Source organism: Candidatus Nucleicultrix amoebiphila FS5 (assembly GCF_002117145.1).
Classification (GTDB): domain Bacteria; phylum Pseudomonadota; class Alphaproteobacteria; order Caedimonadales; family Nucleicultricaceae; genus Nucleicultrix; species Nucleicultrix amoebiphila.
The window spans coordinates 12,654-29,532 of record NZ_CP008743.1 but is presented as its reverse complement, the minus strand read 5'-3'; the positions used below and the strand labels follow the sequence as shown (position 1 = coordinate 29,532).

The 16,879-nt window shown below is 39.8% G+C and carries 16 protein-coding genes and 1 tRNA gene; 6 read left to right on the top strand and 11 right to left on the bottom strand.

Annotated elements, in window-relative coordinates:
- Position 1 precedes the first annotated feature (1 nt).
- Entirely contained in the window at positions 2-868 is an 867-nt protein-coding gene (locus tag GQ61_RS00170; protein ID WP_085783370.1) for a DUF8832 domain-containing protein, read from the top strand.
- Between the two features lie 63 nt (positions 869-931).
- Entirely contained in the window at positions 932-1,942 is a 1,011-nt protein-coding gene (gene nirK, locus GQ61_RS00165; RefSeq protein WP_085783369.1) for a copper-containing nitrite reductase, read from the top strand.
- Between the two features lie 140 nt (positions 1,943-2,082).
- On the opposite strand, the gene GQ61_RS09340 is transcribed toward nirK, so the two are convergent.
- The 6 genes from GQ61_RS09340 to GQ61_RS00140 form a co-directional block, all read right to left on the bottom strand.
- On the bottom strand, positions 2,083-2,283 hold the full coding sequence (locus GQ61_RS09340) for an AAA family ATPase (protein ID WP_408607000.1): 201 nt from the start codon (positions 2,281-2,283) through the stop codon (positions 2,083-2,085).
- 331 nt (positions 2,284-2,614) lie between these two features.
- A tRNA-Met gene (locus GQ61_RS00160) sits at positions 2,615-2,691 on the bottom strand.
- Positions 2,692-2,793: 102 nt separating this feature from the next.
- On the bottom strand, positions 2,794-3,252 hold the full coding sequence (locus GQ61_RS00155) for a flagellar export chaperone FliS (RefSeq protein ID WP_085783368.1): 459 nt from the start codon (positions 3,250-3,252) through the stop codon (positions 2,794-2,796).
- A 15-nt stretch (positions 3,253-3,267) separates the two neighbouring features.
- Positions 3,268-5,103: a flagellar filament capping protein FliD gene (gene fliD, locus GQ61_RS00150; RefSeq protein ID WP_085783367.1), complete on the bottom strand. Its 1,836-nt coding sequence runs from the start codon at positions 5,101-5,103 to the stop codon at positions 3,268-3,270.
- Positions 5,104-5,121: 18 nt separating this feature from the next.
- On the bottom strand, positions 5,122-5,439 hold the full coding sequence (locus GQ61_RS00145) for a hypothetical protein (RefSeq protein WP_085783366.1): 318 nt from the start codon (positions 5,437-5,439) through the stop codon (positions 5,122-5,124).
- A 103-nt stretch (positions 5,440-5,542) separates the two neighbouring features.
- A complete protein-coding gene (locus tag GQ61_RS00140; protein ID WP_085783365.1) occupies positions 5,543-7,039 on the bottom strand; it encodes a flagellin N-terminal helical domain-containing protein in 1,497 nt (498 codons plus the stop codon).
- 262 nt (positions 7,040-7,301) lie between these two features.
- Between GQ61_RS00140 and GQ61_RS00135 the strand changes: the two genes are divergently transcribed.
- Entirely contained in the window at positions 7,302-8,507 is a 1,206-nt protein-coding gene (locus tag GQ61_RS00135) for a pyridoxal phosphate-dependent aminotransferase (RefSeq protein WP_085783364.1), read from the top strand.
- Here GQ61_RS00135 and GQ61_RS00130 read toward each other — a convergent pair.
- The 5 genes from GQ61_RS00130 to sfsA all read right to left on the bottom strand — a co-directional run bounded on the left by GQ61_RS00130 (position 8,497) and on the right by sfsA (position 14,416).
- Positions 8,497-9,312, bottom strand: a complete 816-nt coding sequence (locus GQ61_RS00130) for a dienelactone hydrolase family protein (RefSeq protein WP_085783363.1) — start codon at positions 9,310-9,312, stop codon at positions 8,497-8,499. The two genes, GQ61_RS00135 and GQ61_RS00130, sit on opposite strands and share 11 nt — an antisense overlap.
- A gap of 19 nt (positions 9,313-9,331) precedes the next feature.
- A complete protein-coding gene (locus tag GQ61_RS00125; RefSeq protein ID WP_085783362.1) occupies positions 9,332-10,627 on the bottom strand; it encodes an autotransporter outer membrane beta-barrel domain-containing protein in 1,296 nt (431 codons plus the stop codon).
- A 135-nt stretch (positions 10,628-10,762) separates the two neighbouring features.
- Complete coding sequence (locus GQ61_RS00120; RefSeq protein WP_157111089.1) at positions 10,763-12,862, bottom strand: hypothetical protein; 2,100 nt, start codon at positions 12,860-12,862, stop codon at positions 10,763-10,765.
- Between the two features lie 51 nt (positions 12,863-12,913).
- The gene (gene map / locus GQ61_RS00115; RefSeq protein ID WP_232317320.1) at positions 12,914-13,699 is read right to left on the bottom strand and encodes a type I methionyl aminopeptidase; all 786 of its coding nucleotides are present in this window, start codon (positions 13,697-13,699) and stop codon (positions 12,914-12,916) included.
- A gap of 12 nt (positions 13,700-13,711) precedes the next feature.
- Positions 13,712-14,416 carry a DNA/RNA nuclease SfsA gene (gene sfsA, locus GQ61_RS00110; protein WP_085783360.1) on the bottom strand — a complete coding sequence of 235 codons (705 nt, stop codon included), beginning with the start codon at positions 14,414-14,416 and terminating at the stop codon, positions 13,712-13,714.
- Positions 14,417-14,484: 68 nt separating this feature from the next.
- On the opposite strand from sfsA, the gene GQ61_RS00105 reads away from it, so the two are divergent.
- From GQ61_RS00105 to GQ61_RS00095, 3 genes are all read left to right on the top strand, one after another.
- On the top strand, positions 14,485-15,252 hold the full coding sequence (locus tag GQ61_RS00105; protein WP_085783359.1) for a competence/damage-inducible protein A: 768 nt from the start codon (positions 14,485-14,487) through the stop codon (positions 15,250-15,252).
- Between the two features lie 178 nt (positions 15,253-15,430).
- Complete coding sequence (locus tag GQ61_RS00100; protein ID WP_085783358.1) at positions 15,431-16,261, top strand: universal stress protein; 831 nt, start codon at positions 15,431-15,433, stop codon at positions 16,259-16,261.
- A gap of 51 nt (positions 16,262-16,312) precedes the next feature.
- The gene (locus GQ61_RS00095; protein ID WP_085783357.1) at positions 16,313-16,876 is read left to right on the top strand and encodes a hypothetical protein; all 564 of its coding nucleotides are present in this window, start codon (positions 16,313-16,315) and stop codon (positions 16,874-16,876) included.
- Positions 16,877-16,879 lie beyond the last annotated feature (3 nt).

Below are 16,879 nucleotides of genomic sequence, written 5' to 3'. Positions count from 1 at the left end.
CATGAAAAACATTTATAAATATTTAAATACCGTAGGGATTATCTTAGCGTTCTTGAGTGTTACTCCAGAGATGAAGGCGACAGAAGGAGAGCAAGATAAAAATCTCACTCAAGAGATGGATCATACTTCGCATAAAGCATCACAGGAAAACACAATTAAAGTTGAAGTTTTACCCTTTAAAGAAGTTAAAAAGGGTAAAACTTACTCTGTCAAAATAAAGCTCACCTTTTTGAAAGATAGTAAAGAAATCCTCTTATCAGACCTCAAAGAGGCGCATACGAAAAAGATCCACGTTCTTATCTTTGATCAGAGTCTCACGGATTACCAACATGTTCATCCCACTCTCACAAAAGAATCGGGTGTTTATCAATTTGATTGGACGCCCCAAAATAACGGGTCCTATAGGTTGTGGGTTAATGTTGTGCCTCTAAACACAGAGGAAGAAGAATACATCAAAGCTGATCTAGCAACAGTGGGCAACACAACGAAGAAAATGGATAAGAAAACGCGTTTAAGCAAAAAAGTAAAAGATAATTATTATTCTTTGTCTTTTGACGCAAAAGACTTAAAAAAAGATCAAGCGTCTATGGGAAAAATAAAAGTTGTCGATCTGCAAGGTCATGACGTTAAAACACTTGAGCCTATCATGGGGGCTTTTGCACACATCGTTGCGATTAATGAAGATTTTGAGACCATCGCCCATGTTCATCCCATGGGGAAAGAACCTTCTAGTAAGAAGGATAGAGGGGGACCAGAGCTGATGTTTCATTTTCAGCCTGAAAAGTCAGGCTACTACAAAGTATGGGTACAAGTTCAAATTAATGGCAAAGAAGTGTTTGTTCCTTTTGGAGTTACTGTGCACCCTTAACTTTCTAACAGATGTGAGAATACTTTGAACGAGATTACCGGTAAAAATTAGGAGTCAGCAAAAATGTCCTTTAAACAACTCTTTTCTTTGGTCATTGTATCTTCCATATTTCTGTTTCCGCTTTATGCAAGTCCTGCCCCAATTAAAATTTCTGGAAATCCTATAGACATTCCCAAGGCTCCAAAATGTGATGGGACGTCCCATGTGGTGAAAATTAATCTAGAAGCAGTAGAAGTGGATGGGTGGTTGAAAGAGGGGGTAACTTATAACTATTGGACTTTTAATCGCCAAGTCCCAGGTCCTTTTTATAGAGCCTGTGTAGGAGATACTATTGAAGTAACATTGAAAAACGATCCTAAGAGTACAATGGAACATTCCGTAGATTTTCATGCTGTCACAGGACCAGGAGGAGGATCAGTTTTGACCAATACAGCTCCTGGCGAACAATCCACTTTTACTTTTAAAGCTTTAAAGCCAGGGCTCTATGTTTATCATTGTGCGACTCCCTTAGTAGCACAACATATTGCTAATGGCATGTATGGACTGATTTTGATTGAACCTGAAGGAAATCTCCCCAGCGTTGACAAAGAGTTTTATGTAATGCAGGGAGAAATTTATGCGGATAAACCTGATAAGGATAAGCGTGCGGCATTTAACTATGACAAAATGATGGCAGAACAGCCAGAACATGTCGTTTTTAATGGTTCTGTTGATGCTTTAACCAAACATCATCTTCTTAAAGCAAATGTCGGTGAAACAGTGAGAATATTTTTTGGTGTAGGAGGGCCTAATTTAACTTCTTCTTTTCATATGATTGGTGAAATTTTTGATCGTGTATATAATCAAGCATCAGTTACTTCTGCGCCTTTGACGAATATTCAAACAACAACCGTTCCACCAGGAGGCGCCACAATCGTAGATATAAAACTTGAAGTTCCAGGTGAATTTATTCTAGTTGATCATGCGATCGCTCGCCTCGAAAAAGGACTTATCGGCAAACTGGTAGTACAAGGTCCAGAACAGCCAGAGATATTTAAAGGTAAGTCTTCCGGTAAAGTCGCGGTAAAACATTAGTTTCACAAGGCCTTGGAACCTACTTTGCAACCTTTAGATAAAAATAAACAGCTAAGTTCAAAAGATTAAAGAAACCTCTGTAATTTTAGCAGACATGTTTTTTAAACGTTGTTGATTTCTTTCAAATCCACCCATCCCTGTCACTCGCCTCGGATGCCTCTTTGTCTTCCACTTTTATTAGAGTGATGGATGAGGAGGATAGAGAGGCCCCGTCTCCTCAGAGTCAGAAAACATTCTTGGAGAGGAATCCAGCTGTCTGCTTCGTTTTCTCTTCCCTGCCGGCAGAGAGCAGAATAGTTATCCAGAATGAGGAGCTTCACCTCTTTTAAGTGTTCTTCAATAACGTGTTGCCCTTCTAGGGTTGAAAGATCTGGTATTCATTTTTCCTGGAGGTCAGGGGTGATGATCAGGAGATTCTCTTCTCTCAGAGGTTCAACGGAGCTGCTATTCACAATTCTCGCGAGGCGCTCTTGCATCACGACCAGGGGCTCAACCACCACCTCTTCTTATTAATTGAGGAAGTTGAAAGAAATAAACCTAGAGGAAAAATCTTACTTAACTTTCTAAATTTTTAGTATAAACGAGGGGGTGCACTTTAGTTAGAGGCGAGTGAGATATGCTGATCGACATCTACTCTTCAGGCGGCACCAGAATTTTTATATTAGGAAAGATTGGTTGCGGGGAGAGGATTTGAACCTCTGACCTTCAGGTTATGAGCCTGACGAGCTACCTGGCTGCTCCACCCCGCGGCAAAGAAAAACCGTTGGAAAACTGGTGACTATATATATTAGTTTTTCAGGCACTTCAAGGAAATAAAGTGCCCTTCTCGACTCTTGCACTGAAATAGCCTTTTAAACAGAGAACGTAATGTTGGAAGGCTTAGGATTGGAAGCGTTAACGATATCTTGAGGACTAGAGTTTCCCTGGCTCTTCAAATGTTCTTTTCCCATATCCCGCCAGGCTTTTGCAAACTTTTTTAATCCCTGTTCAATCGCTTCCCCCGTTTCGGCATCATTACGCGCATTCATTCTTACAATAAGATCATTCATTGTTTTATAATAATCTTCAAGAACTTTAGAGGCTTCCTTTTGTTGAGGTGAATTTTTCAGTAAAGTGTCATGCAATCCAGAGAGAATCGTAATAGCTTTTTGACTTTCTTCGGCGCGCTTAGGAATATCATTATTTTGAATGGCTATTTTGGCACTACGAATATTACTAGACGCAGCATCCAAAAGGCTTGCAACTATCTCAAAAATCCCCAGACCGTTAATTTTATTATCTCTATAAGATTTTAATTTATCATAAACCATACGATTTCCTTTTTTCTAAGCTGCAGATGCCGCACCTGGATATAATAATGACGTCAACGTATTCTGCATCGTTAATGCCGCATTAACTGCCATCTGCATTTCTTGCATGCTTTGCAGCAAAGCATCTCTCTTCAAATCGATTTGCTTTTGAATTTGTGTTATTTTCGTTTCCTGTTGAGTCTTTTGATCCGTAAATAAAGATTGTTGCGTAGCAAAATCACCCACTCCTGATGTAGGATCCAAGAGACCATCTAAAGCAAATTTTAATTTATTGGGTTGCCCTTGCGTAGAATTAATACTGGTTTGTCTCGAACTATTATTAGAAATTTGATCAATGTTTTGAATCATAACTTCGATATTTGCAAAGACACTGCCAACGGGACCACTAACGATTGCTGTTTTTGTTGAAAAAGTTTCAATCGTTGCCGCATACTGGATACTGCTAGGATCGTTATCATACCAAAATACTGCACTTAAAGTGCCACTGTTGTCTTTCGCCAAACTGACATGCCAGGTGTTATTCGCCAACTCAGTTGGCAAAGATTCTGGATGTTGCGTCACTGAAAAAGTACTATCTGTCGTTTGATAGGTAAAGCCAAAAAGTTTCTGCACGCCTGTGACATTCGTATTTAATGCATTATTTAAAATGCCATTATCAATAACTAGTCGACCATCGTATACTTTACTTTGCACCCCTGTTGAAGCATCCGTTACAACAGTTGCAGACCCCATCGTAATGCCAATATCTGCCAGCGTTATAATTGAAGTGTTTTTTGCTCCATCAAGACTTGAAGCCAAAGTTGGAGCCAGGACATTCTTAAGTGAATTCAGGATACGGTTACCAAACAAAAAAGCATCGTCAGCTTTCTTATCTCCTGCCTCGTTTAAAGCGGATTGCTTTTTGATCTCATCATAAACATCATTGTAAGCGTTTGTGAAATCAACAATTGCTTGCTTAATGCTAACAACATCTGGCATTAGTTGCACTTGAAATGTAGCATTGGTTACTTGATTTAGCGTTATATTAACCCCAGGAAAGATATTAAAAGTATTTGAAGATGCCTTAGCTGCAATTCCATCAACTGTATATTTTGCTGAAAGTGAGTCCGCGGTTGCTACGGATGAATCAGGCACTAAGTTCGCAGTACCTCCCGTAACATTCTTTGTAAATGTTAGAGGTGTACCATAATTGAGTTCTTTAAATGCAAATTGATAATTACCACTTACTGCTTGTGTTAAAGTCGCTGTAATACCAGTCAGAGATTGGTTCATTTTGATTGTATCAGCTATTTGCTGAGCGCTTTGTCCATCAAGAGTTACTTGCAGTGTTCCATAAACAGGCAGGCCGTTGGAATCATAGGTTGTTGTTTGAAAAGTTAAATTACCGGTTAACCCCATATCTGTTGTAATATCTGCAATCTGCCCCCCTGCAATCACAACATCTTGTGTCGCGAGCTGAGTAATATTTAAATTAAAGTTTTGCGGTGAAGCCGTGTCATCAAGCGATAATGTGACTGCCCCTGAATAGGTTGCATTGGGTACTAAATACCCTAATTTATTAAATATTCCTGCAGATGTAAGACCTTCAGCAGGTCCTCGAAGATTGTCTAAAGCATCTCTCAAGGTGGTTACTTTTGTTTGTAAGGTCGACAGGGCTTTTAATTTAGAATCTATTGTTTCAATAGTTTTTTTGGGAGTATCCAGCTGTTTCTCTAGCGCTGCTTTTACATCATCAACTGTTTTTTTGACATCTAAGCCCATAACTGTACTTTGTAAGCTTATACGCCCATTTTCATCAACATCAGCACCATTAAAAGTCAGTGGGCTACCAATTCCTAGTTGTAAAGACATGATCCAGGATCCTTTAGTCTATAATTCAATATCCGTTTTCTCAGAAAGACCGCTAAAAGCAACGGGTTTCTCAGCTGAGGCTTCTTTGAGTTTCTCATAAAACTCAACAACATTATTCCCAGGAAACTGTTGCACTTTAAGTCCATCTGGGTCCATTTGTTCAGTCACTAAAACGCCAGCCTTTATGTAGGTAATGGTCACTGGTTTTGCAATTGGCGGCACAGTTTTGTCTTCTTTTATTAAAGGCTGATCAGAGTGAGATTGCTTGCTCTCTGATGCTTTTTTATTAGCTAAAACAGGATCGTTTCCAATCCCAGTAATGCTATTTATAGCCATAATTTTCTCCTGTTCAGTTTTGCAACGAAGGCGCCGATCCCTCAATAGGTCCCGGCGCCTTATCTGCGTCTAAAGTATGATCGTTAATTGCTTAAATCATTCTTTAGCTTTTATTCACGAGACCTAACAGTTGTTGCGTTTGTTCTAAGCTCTTTGAAATCGCAACGTTAGCTACTTGAGCCATTGTATTCGAAATCGTAAATTCAGTCAGCGTCTTAGCAATATCAGCGTCAGTATAGTTTGCTTTAGCTGAGAGAAGATTACGTGTTGAAGTTTCAAGGTTCTTAATCGTTGATTCAAGACGACCTTGTTTAGCACCCAACGTTGAATATTCACCACTCACGTCGTCAATCACTCGACCAAGCGTAGACATAGCAACATTGGCGTTAGCGACAGTTGTCACGCTCAAACCATTAATGTTACGACCTACGTTTGTGGCATCTTGGAAATCAACAGAAACAGTATCTCCAGATTGAGAACCAGTTTGGAAAGACACAGACACTGTTCCACCTTTAGCAACGTTAAAAACCATTTGTGCTCCAGCGTTACCAGGTACAAAAGTGCTGTCAACGGTGACTACAAAGCCGTTAACGTTGTATGACGCAGTTGAACCAGCTGTTGGTGCTGCAGCAATCTTCTCAGAGTAAAATGCTTTACCATCAGGTCCACCAGTAACTTTGAACTTACCAATAACGTTATCATAAGATAATGCGTACTCACCAGATGTCAGGTTTGATGTAGCGCTTACGTTTGTTACACCAGTGGTAAGAGCGGCAGAAGTTGATTGGAATTGAGCGTTAGGAGTGTTTGCGGTCAGACCTAAAAAGTTCTGAAACTCCGTTTTTACTGTTGCAACTGAAGTCATTGCTGCAGCAGCACCGGCACCTTGCGTTAGGTTCAAAATGTTCCCTGAATCGGTTGTGCTTGAGAAGAGCATTTCACCAGCGTTGGTTGGAGTAAAAGATTTATTCTCAAACACTTGATTACCAACTTGAAAAGCCACATGATAAACGCCAGTTGCCACTTGATCAACAACAAGAGATCCATCAACAACTGCACCGTTCACATAACCACGGGTAGCAGCACCTATTGCAGTAGCAAAGCTTGTACCTGAAGCATTCAAACCTGTTGCAGCATTAGCAGCCGTAACAGCTGATAATGTTGGTGTAGCAGCAGCACCGCCATTCAACATCTTCAAACCGTTCCAGTTTGTATCTTTAGCAATTTCGTCTGCTTCTGTTAATTGTTGTTGGAATTCCTTGTCGATCAAAAGACGTGTACTGTCTTTCAAGTCTCCGTTGGAAGCCTGAGTAGCCAAGGCCTTGAGGTTAGTATAAATGTCTCTTTGACTAGAAAGAGCTCCTGTAACAACCTGTACCATGCTAATAGCGTTTGATGCGTTAACTTTGCTTTGCATCAAAACTTTTGCTTCTGATCCTAATTGAGCAGCAATAGCCGAAGCAGATGAGTCTTCAGATGCTTTTGTTATTCTTTGACCGCTTGAGAGCTTAGCGATGCTATCTCCTGCCTTTGAAGTATGCATTTGTTGATCGTCAAGTGCTCTTAGTGCGTTCGTATTTGTTAAAGCTGTAACTGACATGTTAATTTCCTTTCGCTTCCTGCGTTAATAAACGGTGCCTACATGGCACCAACTGTTTAGATCCACTGGATCCATGAAGTATATGCAGGTTCCATGCCAAGCATATTGTGAAGAAAAATCGCCCTTTCGAATCAAATAACTGTCACGATAGGAAAAAAATTCCCTTTCCGCTGTTTTTAAGGCGGTAGTTTTTTCCTACTTTCATTCTTTACGAAATATGGAAGAAATATTAGACTGTGTCTTTATTTTCAAGGAAATGCTCATGTCATTCATCAGTCGTCGCTTATCTGAAATCAAACCTTCTCCCACGTTAATGCTTGCTCAAAAAGCTGAAGACCTGAAAACGCAAGGTCGCGATATTATTAATCTGACTGTGGGTGAACCTGATTTTCAGACTCCTTCTCATATATGTGAAGGTGCTCGGGTAGCCATGCTATCAGGCCAAACAAAATATACAGCCGTTGCAGGGACTTTAGCGCTTAGAAAGGCGATTTCAGAAAAATTTAAAAACGATAATAACTTAAAATACGATCCAAATCAGATTCTCGTCAGCAACGGAGGAAAACAAGTTATCTTTAATGCTATGATGGCCACCATTAATCCTGGAGATGAAGTTATTATTCCAGCTCCTTTCTGGGTTTCATATGCTGACATCGTGGCCCTTTTCGAGGGTAAGCCTGTGATTGTTTCCACGAGTCCTAAAAATAACTTTAAGCTTCTATCAGAGGACTTAGATAAAGTTATTACTCCTAAAACTAAATGGCTTTTTTTAAATTCTCCTAGCAACCCCACAGGCTCCATCTACTCTCGAGAAGACCTTCAAAAACTTGCAAAAGTTCTTTTAAAACATCCTCACGTTCATATCCTAACAGACGATATGTATGAGTATTTGATTTATGACAATTTAGAATTCACAACGATAGCATCTGTTGAGCCTCAATTATATGATAGAACTTTAACGGTTAACGGAGTTTCTAAAGCCTATTCTATGACAGGATGGCGTATTGGTTATGCTGGAGGACCAAAAGACCTGATAAAAGCCATGATGACAGTACAATCTCAAAGCACAACTAATCCTTGTTCAATTGCTCAAGCTGCAGCCTTGTGTGCTTTAGAAGGATCAAGAGAATTTTTAAAAAACTGGTTAACTGAATTTACTGAAAGAAGAAACTTGGTTGTTCAACTCTTAGCAAAGATACCTGAATTAAAGCTCATCCCTCCACAAGGTGCCTTTTATGCATTTACGGATTGTCACGGTGTTATCAATAAAACAACTCCCACGGGAAGCAAGATAGAATCGGATAGTGACTTTGCAGCTTATCTTCTGGAAGATCAAGGAGTTGCTCTTGTTCCTGGAAGCAGCTTTGGGTTAGGGCCGTATATAAGAATTTCCTTTGCAACAAACCAAACTGTTCTAAAAGACGCTTGTGAAAGAATCCAACAAGCTGTTCTGAAGCTTAGTGATTAAATTCAGATTTATCCCAAAAAGTTTCCCACCCTCTATAATGGCTTAAGTCAGGGACGGTGAGCGATTGAATATGAGAGACTTTTTTAAAACGTTTGAGATATGACATCCCAACAACGCTTGGAACCACATCATCTTCTGAGCCTATAAAGTGAGTTTGTTTGACCGATTTAAGCTGCATCAAAAAATCAGCGGGATTTAGAGAGCCCCTTAGCGGGGATAAATCAAAATGTTTCACCCACGCATCTGTATCTAATACCCCAGCAAATGTTATAACCTGGTCCACATCCTGTCTGTGGGCTGCCAATAGCAAAGCAAGCGTTCCTCCACCAGAATACCCCATCAAGACCAATCGCTCTGCTCCGATTTGCTTTTTGAGCTGATCCAAAGCCCCCGTATAACTTTCTATGATCTCTGCTGAAAAACGCTTATCTGTCCACAAACTGGGCTCACACTTAGTACTCATTATATATTGGCAGGGACGGGAAAGATAAGAAACTGAATCAGCGCTATGATCAAGAAGAGCAAGACGTAGGGCTAAAGGATCCTTAGGTGTTGGATCGGGCGAAATTTCATCTTCAGAGGCCCACGCTAAACCATCACCTTCTATATAGACACGTAAGGTCTTTGAAACTGCTTTCTTCACATAGGATAGAAGTGTGAACGAGGAAACATTAATCGTTTCCTGGCGAAAATCAGAATTGCGTGTCAATGCATTAGGAAGTTCATGTCGAGAGGGACCACATCCCAAAACCAATAAACATAAAAAAAGAAGGCCCCAATTCAGGGGCCTTCTCAATTTCTTCATACTCTAACTCAGAGCAGAATTAGAAGCGGTAACCTAGACGTGCTGTAGCAGCATGTGTCTGAAGCTTCTTGTTCTGTGAGTATGTGTACTCAAGACCAGCTCTCCAATTATGCGTTGGCTTGAATGCAAGACCGAGACCACCGCCCCATGTATGTTTACCATGAGTTGATTCAGGACTTGGGAATGAACCAATGATAGCGGCTGCATTTCCAACGAACCGAGCAGGTGTTAAGCCTGTATTGTTCTTTGTGAAATCATACGTGTAGATCGCGAAGAGGTATGGCTCAAACATATTATTGACTTCATACCCAGCTTGCAAACGTGAATCCAAGCGATTGAGCTTGTATGTTTGAGATCTATATCTCAAAGTCCTAGACAGGGCTGGATTTCTGAATGCATCTGCAAATGGACCAGTTGATGTCTCATTAAACGCATCTTGCTTGTCCTCAGCATGTTGGTAACCTAGACGAGCCAACAAATTAGTCTTGTGGATCTTATGCATCAAGTTTGCGTAAATTCCAGCATACCAACGTCCTGAATTTGGCTTTCCTGAAGTTGCACCACGATTTGTGTCTTGACGGCTGTAGTCTTTCTTCATCCAGTTATAGGAGAAGAATGCGTCCATCATAAACCACTTTGTGAACTTTGCAGCTGCGTAAGGCACAACACCAAAACCGTTTTCACGCACGCTACCACGGTTGAACTTTGTGCTACCATTGAGGTAGTTGTATGTCAAACCAAGACCTACGAGGAACATTTTATTGATCTTATAGTCTCCACCAAGACCCACCGTGAACATGTTTCCATCCCACTTTACGTTGTTGGACGCATCATCGATATGGTCAAAGTTAAAGGCTGTCCACACATCAAATTTGTCGCCCATGGAGCCAGCATTGGAACCCTTTGTTGGGAGTAAGCTCATTGTGTTTCCACCAACAGCACCGGTATCAAAACGAGTTGCAACTTGTTGACGAATCATTTCAGATGTTTGTTTCAATGAAACTTTCATGACTTGTTCTGTAATGGCTACGGAAGCATGTTGGTTGGTATAATCACCTGCAGCATAGATTGAACCAGGACGAACATAGAGATAGCCATTAAATCCCAAAGCATCATTAAACAAGTCTGTATCATTAGGATTTCCTGTGTAAATCAAACTTCCGATTGGAAAGTGTGTATTTGGATCGCTACCGACGCTTGCGTTTGGAAACACTCCAGCGGCTGGGATATAAACTTGTTCAGTCAACGATGCATTCGCTTGGGACGTCAATCCCAATCCGAGCAAAGCCAATGAAATTTTGGTAATTTTTTTCATTATCTTCTCCAGTTATAAAAATTAACAATAAATTAATACCATGTTCACAGTGATGAGGTCTTTCAGAAAAGTTTGGAGATTTTTTTTTCATAAATCTTGTGATCAAATTGTCACAAACATTATGTCAATGATAAGCTATTCTTGCCCAACAGTCTTTTTACAAAAAACTTCTAACTTGTTAATCTGATCCATCTCGGCTTGAGGAATTGGAACTGTCCTTGTCAGCCCGTTGCGGAAAGCCTGCTTTAAGCGACATACTCCTTTTGTATAAGTAGAAGAATCCGTTAGTTCGACCAATCCTAAAAACCATAAGGCTACAGCGTCTTCTGAATTATAACTCAGAAGCTCTCTTGTAAGATCCCTCACTTTTTCTTGTTCATGATGCACCAAAAGATAATTGAACAAAGGGACGAGAATATCAGAGCGCTTTGGTAAGACCTTTACAAAATATCCTGCCATCTGACCCCAGACTTCTGCCAATTTAGGATTCGCTTCAAAAATGTGTTTTATTTGTGGATTATAGGCAGCCTCACTGAAAATATTCATGGGCACAATCACTGCATAAAAATTCCCACTATGGGTTACTTCATTGAATAGTAATTGAGCAATCGATATGATTTTTATGTGAGTCTGCATTAAAGCTTCAGGAGCTAGATTTTTATTCTTTTTTAAATAAATAAAAAGCTCATTGACCAAGGATCGTCCTAACGCTATGGACCGTCTTCCTCCTATATAATTATCATATTGCAAACCTGGAGAGACCATATACTCATTATAAATTTCATCAAATTTGGTTTGAGGGTCAAGCCTAACATTCTTCCCTAAATTCATCGTAAACCCCAAGTGAAAGAACGACCAAGACATAAGCACAATCCCCCCTACTCCCCCCATAATCTTTAAACTCCTAGGCTTTAATCTAAGAAACTTTAGAATACACCGACGTTGAAAAATCATGGCACTCGCCAATAGGACAAAGGGAAGCGTTAATACCAATTGAAACCAAAAAATTCCAACGATGGTGAGCGTTAACAGAAAGAAAACAGCTAAGCGGTGATGAGCAAAATTCATAGAGCGAATCACAAAGTACTTTACAGTATAAAAAATGGATAACCCCACTCCTCCGAGTGCCAAAAAATGCTCACTGATACTATTGTGACTATGCAAAAGATCGCGCTTTAGAAACTCCCAGTTGGGATCCAATTTTTGTCCATGATACATAAAAATTTCTTTGATCAGAAAAACATTGGCCGCCAAAGCATCAGAGTAACGCCCCCATCCCATCCCAAAAAAGAGCTGTGTTAAAAAATCTACTCCAAAGGGTTGGTAGAAAAAATCAATCAGAACGATCTTGTTCAAATAGGTACGACTTTCAAGCGTCACTTTCAACATTGGGTTCTGAGAAATATAATCCCCAAACACATCGTAAAAAATAAGAAAGAGTGTCAATCCAAGAGTAAGACCAAGAAAACTTAAGAAAAATTTCGTTTCGTACGTAATCTTTTTGAAGACTGGAATTTCAAGGGCCACAACGACCCCCAATGCAATTGCAGCACCATATCCCAAGCTTTTATTCGATGCGTAATAGCTAACAACGGCAATGATTGAAAGCATGATAAAATGATAAGGCCATTTGTGACGAAAATCCTTACGACATACCCAATAAAAAACTATCAAACTGACAGCAAAAAATGCAATCCAGTCTGGAAAAAAAATGGGCGCCCATGTCCAATTTCTATAACTTTCAAAGGGCGATTCAAAAGATCCTATAATCGTTAGAAGACTCATGATTGTTCCTGTAAGAACAGCCATAATCAAAAGAAGCTTACGATAGGATTTGATTTTGATGAGTGCCACAAACACAAAGGTAATAAACATTTCAGAAAGAAATGTCAGAACTCCTTCACCAATCTGCCCCGACCCTGTCCAAGATTGAAGCGGAATGGGCCTAAAAAGACTAGTCACACCCGATAAAACGATAATCGGCAACCACCCCCATACAATTGGCATTGACCATATTTGTGCAGCAAATCGTGGCTTTTGCTTAACAAGAACAAATGTCCAGAGCGCTGATAAACCTCCCATCAACCACAGATAACACATGACTGGTTCAACTTGGACGTAATAGCCAAACCGAAAAGGGGGGATCCCCATCAAAGGGGTTAACAAGATCAATAAACTTAAAAGTAACCCCCAAGTGGCTACGGATTTAAAGTTCAGTTTGAGAGTCTCAGCCATCTGCATCATGTCTTAATTTATAAAAATTTAAGGCTGCACTCTATATCATTTTTAAGATAAGGTGAAGATCTCATATCCCGTAGAAGTTACGGCAACCGTATGCTCAAACTGAGCCGATAAAGACTTATCTTTCGTAACCGCTGTCCAACCATCATTAAGGATTTTCACGTCCGGACGCCCCACATTCACCATGGGTTCAACTGTAAAGAACATACCTTCTTTTAAAATATACCCTTTTCCAGGTCTTCCAAAGTGCAGTACATTTGGTGCATCATGGAAAACGCGCCCTATACCATGACCGCAAAAGTCTTGTACAACTGAAAAGCGATTCTTCTCCACAAAAGACTGTATAGCATATCCAATATCACCCAGCGTTGCGCCTGGTTTAACCGCTTCAATACCACGCATCATAGCTTCATAGGTTACGTCGATGAGTTTTTTGGCAGTAACACCTATTTTTCCCACTGCAAACATACGGCTTGTGTCACCATGCCAACCATCAACAATTACGGTCACATCTATATTAATGATATCCCCTTCAATGAGTATTTTCTCATCACTGGGAATTCCATGACAAACCACATGATTCACCGAAGTACAGATTGATTTGGGAAAACCACGGTAATTAAGAGGTGCCGGAATCGCTCCATGCTGAACAATAAACTCATGACACAGTTTATTCAGTTCGCCAGTCGATACCCCAGGTTTTACAAAAGGTGTTATATAATCAAGTGTTTGAGAAGCAAGTTTTCCAGCCCGTCTCATTCCTTCAAAATCTTTAGCTGAATGTATTTTAATTTTGCGATGGTCGTCAGAAAGTTCTTCTAAACCGTACAATGTATTGACTCCTTAAAGATCCACGATTGGTAAAGGTCGGAAAATTTTAATTTCATCCAGCGCTATCTTACAATGATAACAAAGGCTTTCAACTCCATTTTCTTTAGCATAAGTTGTCATCTCTGCATAGTTCTGATCAATGGAGCTTGCGATGCTAAAGGAAGAACAATCTTCACGTTGTACAACATAGAAAATGATAGCACGTGCCCCTTGTTGAACCATTTTAGCAAGCTCTTTTAAATGTTTCGCCCCCCTTGATGTCACTGCATCGGGGAAAAGAGCAACATTTCCTTGCTTAAGAGTCACACTTTTAACTTCCACATAACAAGGCGCTTCGCTCTCATCATAGAACAAAAAATCAATTCGCGAATTTTCGCCGTATTTCACTTCTCGCTTATAAGCTGTAAACAAAGAAAACTCAGGGATTTTTTTGTTAATAAATGCTTCTTCAACAAGGCTATTGGGTTTACCTGTGTTCACTCCGACAAGTGAACCATCTACTTCGACAAACTCAAGTGTATAACGAAGCTTTCTTTCCAAATGATTCGGCACTTGACTCACCCAAACACCCATGCCTGGATCTTTAAGCCCCAACATTGAACCAGAATTAGGGCAATGAGCTGTTATCTTTTCTCCATTTTCCAATTCAACATCTGCTAAAAATCTCTGATAGCGTTTAAGAAGGCTACCTTTAAGCAACGGCGTTTCAAATTTCATCTTGGCAACTAACTTGTTTTCGTATTCACTAGGACAACTTTGATTATTTTGTTTTATAAGAGATTTCTATGGTCCAAAACAACTCTAAATTACCTTCAACAGCATGTGCTATCATTATTGGCAATGAAATTCTTTCCGGTCAAACACAGGATGCAAATGTCATTTTTATCGCCAAACATATGGCAAAACTTGGTATACTGTTCAAAGAATGTCGTTTCATCCAAGACGATGAGGCGCAAATTATTACAGCGATCACTGAATGTAGTCCAAAGTATAGTTATGTGTTTACAACAGGGGGTATTGGTCCTACCCATGATGATATTACGAGCATGGCTGTTGCAAAGGCTTTTAACCTTCCTTTTACACGCAATAACGAAGCATTTAAACGTATCTTTTCAGTTGTCCCTCAACGAAGTGAAGAAGATTCCCGTCAATTGATGGCCAACATGCCCGAAGGCGCTATCCTGATTGATAACCCCATTAGTCACGCGCCTGGCTTTCAAATCAACAATGTTTTTGTCTTAGCTGGCGTGCCAGATATCATGCAAGCTATGCTTCTAACCCTTACTCCTCGTTTATCAGGTGGCCAGCAAAGACATTCAAAAGCGATTCTTTGTCTCGCTTTTGAAAGTCGGATTGCCAATGATCTAAGAGAGATTCAAAAAGAGCATCCCAACGTCGAAATCGGAAGCTATCCAACATGGCACATATCAAAAGAAAAAGGTGTCAAACTCGTCTTCAAAAGTTTTGATCTGAATGAAATCGAGACTGTGGAACGTAAGGTTATGGCTATGGCTGAAAAACTAGGCTATCAAGCAGAGGAGATTGAAATATAATACCAAGCTTCTACTCACTCTCTTGATTCAGTGCTATAATTAAACGAATAGTAACTAAATGCGAGTTACTTTTTTTTGGTGAGTTTTCCAATGGTAAAATAGGTCCTGCAAGTTATGACGAAATTTACCTTGATTGCGACAATAAAGCACAAAAGAAAAATAGATAAAGGAGCTAACATTGAAAAAAATTCTCGTCGTACTGGATGCGTCAGAAATAGGTCAAGCGACACAGCAATATGCCATAGATCTAGCAAAGCAATTTTCAACTCCCTTAACTGGGTTAGCTATCCTTGACACGCCTTGGATTACAGCTTCTCAGCCTGAACCTTTAGGCGGCGCGAGCTTTAAAATGGTTCGCGATGATGTACTGATTGAAAAATCTCATGCACATTTAAAAGAGCAAATGGACCTTTTCAAAAACAGATGCGCACGAGAAAAAGTTAACAGTATTGTCCTCGAAGCTTCTGGATTTCCTGAAACTGAAATTGAGCGGCTTTCCTATGAACATGATTTAATAGTTATTGGAAGAACGACTGATTTTCATTTTGAACTCGATGATGATTCTGATTTGACAGTGAAACATGTGGTCCGTGATAATCCTCGACCTATCATAACTATTCCCGGTAAAAGTTCTTTAGGAAATAAAGTTCTTGTGGCCTATGATGGCAGTCTGCAAACAGCAAGAGCCCTTCATATGTTTCTTTTGTTGGGATTGGGAATCGATAAAGAACTAAGTATCTTGACCATTAGTCCTACCAAAGAACAAGCCGAAGAAATTGGCAAGAAAGCTAAAAGCATTTCTGAACTTTATGGCGCTCAAGTCAGACTCATTTCTGTTGCCTCTGACGAAAAGCCGGAAGAGATTATTTTAAAAGAATCGCAAAACAATGACTATAGCTTGATTGTCATGGGTGCTTTTCATAAGACAATCATTACTGAAGCTCTTTTTGGCTCATGTACACGTAACATCATGAAAAGAAGCAACCTTCCCCTATTTATTCATCATTAATTAAGGAAAAGAAGAGTAGTGAATAAATAAATGTTATTTTGAGAGAGATCTATGTCAGAAATTAAAAAAAATTGGGCGCTTATTGTTGGTTTGCTATTACCCATCTTAATGGTTGGCGTTTTTTACGCAGTTCCCTACATTACAGGCATTTTTGTTGCGAACCCCCAATATGATTTCCTTTATAGTAACAATGACTATTCTTATGGCGACAATGCCTCCATCAAAGATCTCAAAGTAGTGAATAATTTTTTAGTTTTGAAGATTAAAAACCCTTCTGGTCGTCCTCAGAAAATCCCGTCGATCTATCGCTGTGATGTCAAAACAATGAAATCTCATCAAATAAACTTCACTGATCTTGATGAACTTAAACCCTATGAGAAAAAAGAGTTCATCTTAAAAGAAATTTCTGTCAAAGAACTTAACCAATCAGCAATAGCCCCTGATGGATACGAACTCAAAAAACCGGATAACTTCAGTTTTATGGGGGGCTTATTTTTTTCCGAAAGAAACAAAGCCTTATTTGCTCTCAGCAAAAATGGTCGCGTCATCCCAATTAAAACTTCTTTGCACGCATCGTATTATTCTACGCATTTTTTGGGATGGTTGATACCCTAGGGG

What these genes read in the sequence shown, in the direction of transcription:
- GQ61_RS00130 (WP_085783363.1), bottom strand. Translation starts at nt 9,312, where the DNA reads ATGAAGAAATTGAGAAGGCCCCTGAATTGGGGCCTTCTTTTTTTATGT.
- GQ61_RS00120 (WP_157111089.1), bottom strand. Translation starts at nt 12,862, where the DNA reads ATGGCTGAGACTCTCAAACTGAACTTTAAATCCGTAGCCACTTGGGGG.
- GQ61_RS00155 (WP_085783368.1), bottom strand. Translation starts at nt 3,252, where the DNA reads ATGGTTTATGATAAATTAAAATCTTATAGAGATAATAAAATTAACGGT.
- GQ61_RS00170 (WP_085783370.1), top strand. Translation starts at nt 2, where the DNA reads ATGAAAAACATTTATAAATATTTAAATACCGTAGGGATTATCTTAGCG.
- GQ61_RS00125 (WP_085783362.1), bottom strand. Translation starts at nt 10,627, where the DNA reads ATGAAAAAAATTACCAAAATTTCATTGGCTTTGCTCGGATTGGGATTG.
- sfsA (WP_085783360.1), bottom strand. Translation starts at nt 14,416, where the DNA reads ATGAAATTTGAAACGCCGTTGCTTAAAGGTAGCCTTCTTAAACGCTAT.
- fliD (WP_085783367.1), bottom strand. Translation starts at nt 5,103, where the DNA reads ATGTCTTTACAACTAGGAATTGGTAGCCCACTGACTTTTAATGGTGCT.
- GQ61_RS00095 (WP_085783357.1), top strand. Translation starts at nt 16,313, where the DNA reads ATGTCAGAAATTAAAAAAAATTGGGCGCTTATTGTTGGTTTGCTATTA.
- GQ61_RS00145 (WP_085783366.1), bottom strand. Translation starts at nt 5,439, where the DNA reads ATGGCTATAAATAGCATTACTGGGATTGGAAACGATCCTGTTTTAGCT.
- GQ61_RS00105 (WP_085783359.1), top strand. Translation starts at nt 14,485, where the DNA reads ATGGTCCAAAACAACTCTAAATTACCTTCAACAGCATGTGCTATCATT.
- GQ61_RS00140 (WP_085783365.1), bottom strand. Translation starts at nt 7,039, where the DNA reads ATGTCAGTTACAGCTTTAACAAATACGAACGCACTAAGAGCACTTGAC.
- nirK (WP_085783369.1), top strand. Translation starts at nt 932, where the DNA reads ATGTCCTTTAAACAACTCTTTTCTTTGGTCATTGTATCTTCCATATTT.
- GQ61_RS00135 (WP_085783364.1), top strand. Translation starts at nt 7,302, where the DNA reads ATGTCATTCATCAGTCGTCGCTTATCTGAAATCAAACCTTCTCCCACG.